Raw genomic sequence first — 5,655 nt, 5'->3', positions numbered from 1 at the left:
GTGCCTGGCGGTGCTGTTCAGCCGCCGTGCGGGCCGTCCTGCCCTTCGGTGCAGACGACGTGGACGGTGAGGTCCGCGGGGCGGACCCGGCCGGTCCCGTCGGGGCAGTCGTTCTTCCGGACGGTGACGATCCACGCGGAGCCGTTGTCGTTCGGCCGGTTCTCCAGGACGTCGGCGGGCACCGGGTCGAGGGAGCCGCCGGGGGCGGGGCTGATGTCGAAGCCCCCGCCGTAGGCCCATTCCCCGGGCGGGCACTGCAGCAGGTGGGGGGTGCCGTCCGCGCCGCCGCTGATGACGGGGCCGGTCACGGCGTGCGGCGGCTGTCCGGCGCGCGGGGAGGCGGCCGCGCTCCCGCAGGCGACGGTGGCGAAGGCGGCTGCCGCCGCGACAGCCATGGCGATCCCGGACGTGGTGAGCATGCGGTCCTCCTGTGCGCAGGCGCGTCGAGTGGTGTTCGCGGCCATTGCAGCACGCGGCCCGCAACAAGTCGGCCAGACACGCATGGTGACGAATCGATTCCACAAGTCTTGGCAGCAGCGGCATGTCTGCCGACGAACGATCTTCGTGCGTGCAAAAACTTATGACTCACCGTAGTTGTCCGTGCGGCTGGAGTCGGCCTCCGGCCCGGAGCCACGAGGAGTTCCATGACCCTGGGAAAACGGAGGGCGGCACTGGCGGCCCTCGCCACCGCGGTCGCCCTGTCGTCCACCCTGACGGTCCTCACCGCGCCCGTGTCGGCGGCCCCCTCGGCCACCGCGGCGGCGTACCACCGGCTCCACGGGGAGACGGGCGCGGACTCGCCCTACCCGCAGAGCCTGCGCACCGAGTCGTACGACAGGCTGACCCGGTCCCAGGCGGAGGAGAACGCCCAGTACGCCGCGGACCCCGCCCGGTTCGGGAAGTTCACCGACTACTTCGCCTCCCCGGACTTCGGCGTCCACGTCGCGATGCTGCCGACGGGGAAGGTCCTCCTGTTCTCCTTCGAGATGTTCCAGGAGGACCCGTTCCAGGAGACCGCGCCCACCAACGTCACCGGCAGGCGGAACGCCGGGCGCGCCTACGTGTGGGACCCGGCCCGGGGGAGCGGGAAGGACGCCTTCACCGCCGTGCCGCTGCCCGTGATCGACATGCCGGACGACACGAACGAGCCCCGGCCCGCACCGGTGTTCTGCGCCGGGCACGCCTACCTGCCCAACGGCATGGTGGCCGTCTTCGGCGGCAACCTCGGCGGCCGCAACGGCAGCGGCGCCAAGCTCGCCTTCGTCTTCGACCCGTGGACCGAGACCTGGCACCGGCAGCAGGACATGCAGGTCGGCCGCTGGTACCCGAGCGTGGTCACCGGCGCGGACGGCCGACAGCTCATCATGTCCGGCCAGTCCCACCTGGGTTACAACACCCCCACGCCCATCATCGAGCGCTTCCCGGCGCTGGCCGCCCCCGTGCCCCGGGACAGGTCGCAGGTCCCCGACGGCGTGGCACTGGACCGGCTGGACACCGAGGCCCCGTACACCAAGGACTTCCCGCAGCTGTTCGCCCTGCGCGACGGCAAGGTGTACGGCTTCGGCCGGGAGGCCGGGCAGCAGTGGGTGTTCGACCCGGCGGACGACTCCCGCCGCGCCCTGCCGAACCGCCCCGACGGCGGCCTGCGCAACTACGGCTCCGCGGTGCCGCTGCCCAACGGCACCCAGGGCCCGGACTCGGTGCTCGTTCTCGGCGGCAACCGCAACGACCCCAAGACCTACCGGTTCTCCGGCGGCCAGTGGTCCGAGGACACCCCCCGGGCGTTCGGCCGTACCCAGGACGACACCCTGGTCCTGCCCGACGCCACCCTCCTGAGCGTCAACGGCGGCTACGACATCCGGGACTACGGCGGCGGCGACCACAACCCCAACGTCCCCGACCAGTGGCTGAAGTTCCGGCACACCGAGATCCGGGGCACCGACGGCACGTGGACCCTCGGCCCGGCCCAGCGCCTGCCCCGGGGCTACCACTCCAATGCCGTCCTGCTGCCCGACGGCCGGATCATGGTCACCGGCGACGAGGACCAGCAGACCGCCAACAACCCGGACATCAAGTCCGGCATGAACGGCAGCATCGAGATCTACGAACCCCCCTACCTGCACCGCGGCGACCGGCCGGTGATCAGCGGCGCACCGACCGCGCCGGTCGGCTACGGCTCGACGTTCCGGATCGACACCACCACGCCGGACCGGGCCGAACGGGCCGTCCTGGTCGCCCCCGTCACCTCCACGCACTCCGTGGACACCAGCCAGCGGCGCCTGGAGCTGCGCACCGTCTCCGCCGGAGGCGGCCAACTGCTCCTCCAGGCCCCCGCCTCCGCCCAGGACGCGCCCCCCGGCTACTACATGCTCTTCCTGCTCGACGCCCGCGGCGTGCCCAGCGTCGCCAAGTGGGTCCAGCTGAAGTCCGCGTCCTGACCCGCCCCCGAACCCCCTTCCCGCAGCACCACGAACGGACCCCCATGCCCAACGACCTGTCCCTGCGCCAGAGCACCGAGATCCAGGGCGACGTCCTCGCCGGCTTCAAGAAGGACAACCTGCGGCTGCTGCTCGTCAACTTCGGCAACCGCGCCGCCGCCCGCACCTGGCTGGAGAAGACCGCCCCGGAGATCGCCACCACCCGGCGGGTCGCCGAGTTCAACGCCAAGTTCAGCCGGGCCCGCGACACCTCCGGGGGCGACGACCCGCAGACCCTCAGGGCCACCTGGCTCGGGCTCGGCTTCACCTGCGCGGGCCTGCGCTTCCTCACCGGCCGCAAGGACCTGCTGGCCGCCCAGGCCCAGGGCGCGGACGACGACACCCTCAAGGCGTTCGTCGAAGGGCCCGGCGACCCCCGCCGGGCCCTCGACCTCGGCGACACCGACGACAGCGACCCCGCCCACTGGGTGTTCGGGAGCGCCAACCGGCCCACCGTCCACGCCGTCCTCACCATCGCCTCCGACACCGCCGAAGGGCTGGAGGCCGAGGTCACCCGCCAGCGCCTGGCCGTCAGCGCCGCCGACGCGGTCGTCGTCTTCGAGCAGGAGGGCGTCGCCCTGCCCGGCGACGCCGCCGGCAAGGAGCACTTCGGCTTCGCCGACGGCGTCAGCCAGCCCGGCGTGGTCGGCTTCGACGAGGAGGACCCCGCCCGGCCCGGCTACGTGAAGGGCAAGCCCGGCACCCGGCTGATCCCGGCCGGCGAACTCGTCGTCGGCCACCGGGCCGGCAGCAGGCACAACCCGAAGACCGCCGCCACCGAGAAGGTGCCCGCCTGGATGAAGGACGGCTCCTTCCAGGTCGTCCGCCGCCTCGAACAGGACGTGCCCGGCTGGTGGGCGCAGGTCGACAGCCAGCTCCGGCGGCTCAAGGACGTCAAGGCCGTCCCCTTCGACACCACCCGGGAGTGGTTCGCCGCCCGCCTGGTGGGCCGCTGGCGCGACGGCACCCCGATCGCCACCTGCCCCAACAAGCCCGCCCCCGCCCCCGGCACCGTCCCGGGCAACGACATCAGCTACCGGGAGGACCCCGACGGCCTGCGCACGCCCCTCTTCTCCCACCTGCGCAAGACCAACCCCCGCGACGGGCTGGTCGGCGAGGACGGCAACCTCGTCGACGAGGAGTTCATGGACGTCCGCCGGATCATGCGCCGCGGCGCCCCGTACGGGCAGCCCTTCGACCCGATGAGCAACGACCCGGCCAAGGGCCCCGACGCCGAGCGCGGACTCACCTTCGTCTGCTACCAGGCCGACCTGGTGGGCCAGTTCGAGTTCATCCAGAAGAAGTGGATCAACAACCCGGACTTCCCGCCCAACCGGCCGGCCAAGCCCGGCCCCGACCCCATGGTCAGCGGCAAGCTCACCAACGTCGTCGACGGGAAGATCAGCTTCGAGAGCAGGAACCCGGCCGGCGACCGGCAGACCGCCGAACTGGACTTCCAGCCCTTCGTCCGCACCCGCGGCGCGCTCTACACCTTCGTCCCGTCGATCAGCACCCTGCACCGGCTCGCCCAGGGCGACCTGGACTCCCAGCAGTCCGGCACCGGCCAGGAGCAGGGCTCCACCCGGCCCGCTCCCGGGCAGAACCTGCCGGTGGACGCGGTCCTCCCGCTGCCCGACAGGGCGGACAGCTACTGGACGTTCCAGCAGGGCACCATCCGGCTCGTGCACACCGACGGCGAGGACGTCACCGCGCTCACCACCGGCGACGTGGACGACCGCACCGGCCTCGTCACCGAGACCGTCGGTCCGTACTCCAGCTGGCCCGCGCTGGCGGGCGTCACCCAGATCGACGCGATCCTCCCCGTCCCCGACGAGCAGCGCGTCAACGGCACCAGCACCTACTGGCTGTTCCACACCAAGAACGGCGGACAGGTCTACCGCCGCATCTCGATCGCCGACGCCGCCCCCTACACCAACGGCTCGCCCGCGGACGACAAGCCGCTGGACCGCTGGAAGTCGCTCGGCGCCGGCACCCGCGTCGACGCCTTCCTGCCGATGCCCGAGCGGCAGCCGCACACCGACGGCCGCTACTGGTACTGGGCCTTCCACACCACCGACCTGGGCCAGCGCCACCGGGTGGTCTCCATCGGGAGCAGGGGCGACGAGCACCCCGACCGGCAGGAGCGCGACGACCGCAAGCTCGCCGCCTGGGAGTCCCTGCACGGCATCAGCCGGGTCGAGGCGTTCCTGCCCGTCCCCGGCAAGGAGGACTCCCGCGGCCAGCAGTGGTTCTGGGTCTTCCACCAGGACAGGTTCCGGGTCGTCACGATCCTGCGCCGCGACGACCACGACGACGAGGAGCGCCGCGCCGACCGGCCGACCGCCCCCTGGTCCCGCCCGCGCACCCGATAACCACCCCACCGCGTTCCACCACGCATCAGTCCACCCCCCCTCACAGAACGGAGCGCCACGTGCGCCTTCGCCCCCTGCTCACCGCCGCCCTCGCCTGCGCCCTGCCGCTCACCACCGTCGTGGCCGTCGGGGACGCCGTCGCCGCCCAGCCCGGTGCCGTCCGGGCCGTCCCCGACGACTGCCCCAAGCCGCCGAACGAGCCCTCCGGGCCGTACTACTGCAACGAGGCCCGGTTCGGCCCCGCCGTCCTGCCCAACACCGAGCCGGTCGCCACCCTGCTGCGGGGCTACCAGCGCTTCGGCGGGCTCAGCGCCACCCACTTCGTGAAGCTGTACGCCAAGGACGACAGCACCTGGCAGTTCGCGCCCGACCGCGGCTTCCAGAAGCTCAACGGCAAGGTCGACATGACGCAGTGGACCGTCCCGGTCGGCACCAAGCTGGACCGCTTCGGCCCGCTCAAGGGCGGCTACCTCTCCGACCCCGGTACGCCGTTCACCCAGCGCTCGCTGACCCCGGACGCGCTCAACCCCGACAGCGACGGCAAGGCGTACCACTGCCTGAACGTCCTGCAGGAGTTCGACGTCCGGCGCGGGCACACCGCCGCCTTCTTCGGCATGCCCGGCGGCGGCGTCCAGGAGTGGCTCGACCAGAACCTCAAGCCCAGGCAGCTCGACGGCCAGGAGTACAAGATCGACGTCCTCATCAAGGAGAAGTACCTGGAGGTCGTCGACGACCAGCAGTGCGCGGTGACCCCCACCGGCGCCTGACGGCCCGGACGACGCGGGCGTGCCCCGCCGGGTGGGAAC

Annotated in this window: 4 protein-coding genes; 3 read left to right on the top strand and 1 reads right to left on the bottom strand. The window is 72.3% G+C overall.

The annotated features are described in order from the left end of the window. Nucleotides 1–17: 17 nt before the first annotated feature. Complete coding sequence (locus ACFUEL_RS33745; protein WP_380241069.1) at nt 18–419, bottom strand: hypothetical protein; 402 nt, start codon at nt 417–419, stop codon at nt 18–20. 225 nt (nt 420–644) lie between these two features. Here ACFUEL_RS33745 and ACFUEL_RS33740 point away from each other — a divergent pair, with 225 nt between their 5' ends. Genes ACFUEL_RS33740 through ACFUEL_RS33730 form a run of 3 tightly spaced genes read left to right on the top strand, consistent with a single transcriptional unit; the run spans nt 645 to nt 5,616 of the window. After that, nucleotides 645–2,438 carry a galactose oxidase-like domain-containing protein gene (locus ACFUEL_RS33740; protein ID WP_380241067.1) on the top strand — a complete coding sequence of 598 codons (1,794 nt, stop codon included), beginning with the start codon at nt 645–647 and terminating at the stop codon, nt 2,436–2,438. A 44-nt stretch (nt 2,439–2,482) separates the two neighbouring features. After that, nucleotides 2,483–4,849, top strand: a complete 2,367-nt coding sequence (locus ACFUEL_RS33735; RefSeq protein ID WP_380241066.1) for a Dyp-type peroxidase — start codon at nt 2,483–2,485, stop codon at nt 4,847–4,849. Between the two features lie 59 nt (nt 4,850–4,908). After that, on the top strand, nt 4,909–5,616 hold the full coding sequence (locus tag ACFUEL_RS33730) for a TNT domain-containing protein (protein ID WP_380241064.1): 708 nt from the start codon (nt 4,909–4,911) through the stop codon (nt 5,614–5,616). The last annotated feature ends 39 nt before the right edge of the window (nt 5,617–5,655 follow it).

It is taken from the genome of Kitasatospora sp. NPDC057198 (assembly GCF_042670125.1).
Lineage (GTDB): Bacteria > Actinomycetota > Actinomycetes > Streptomycetales > Streptomycetaceae > Kitasatospora.
Note: the sequence above shows the minus strand (reverse complement) of the source record. Positions and strands in the feature narration are given on the sequence as shown.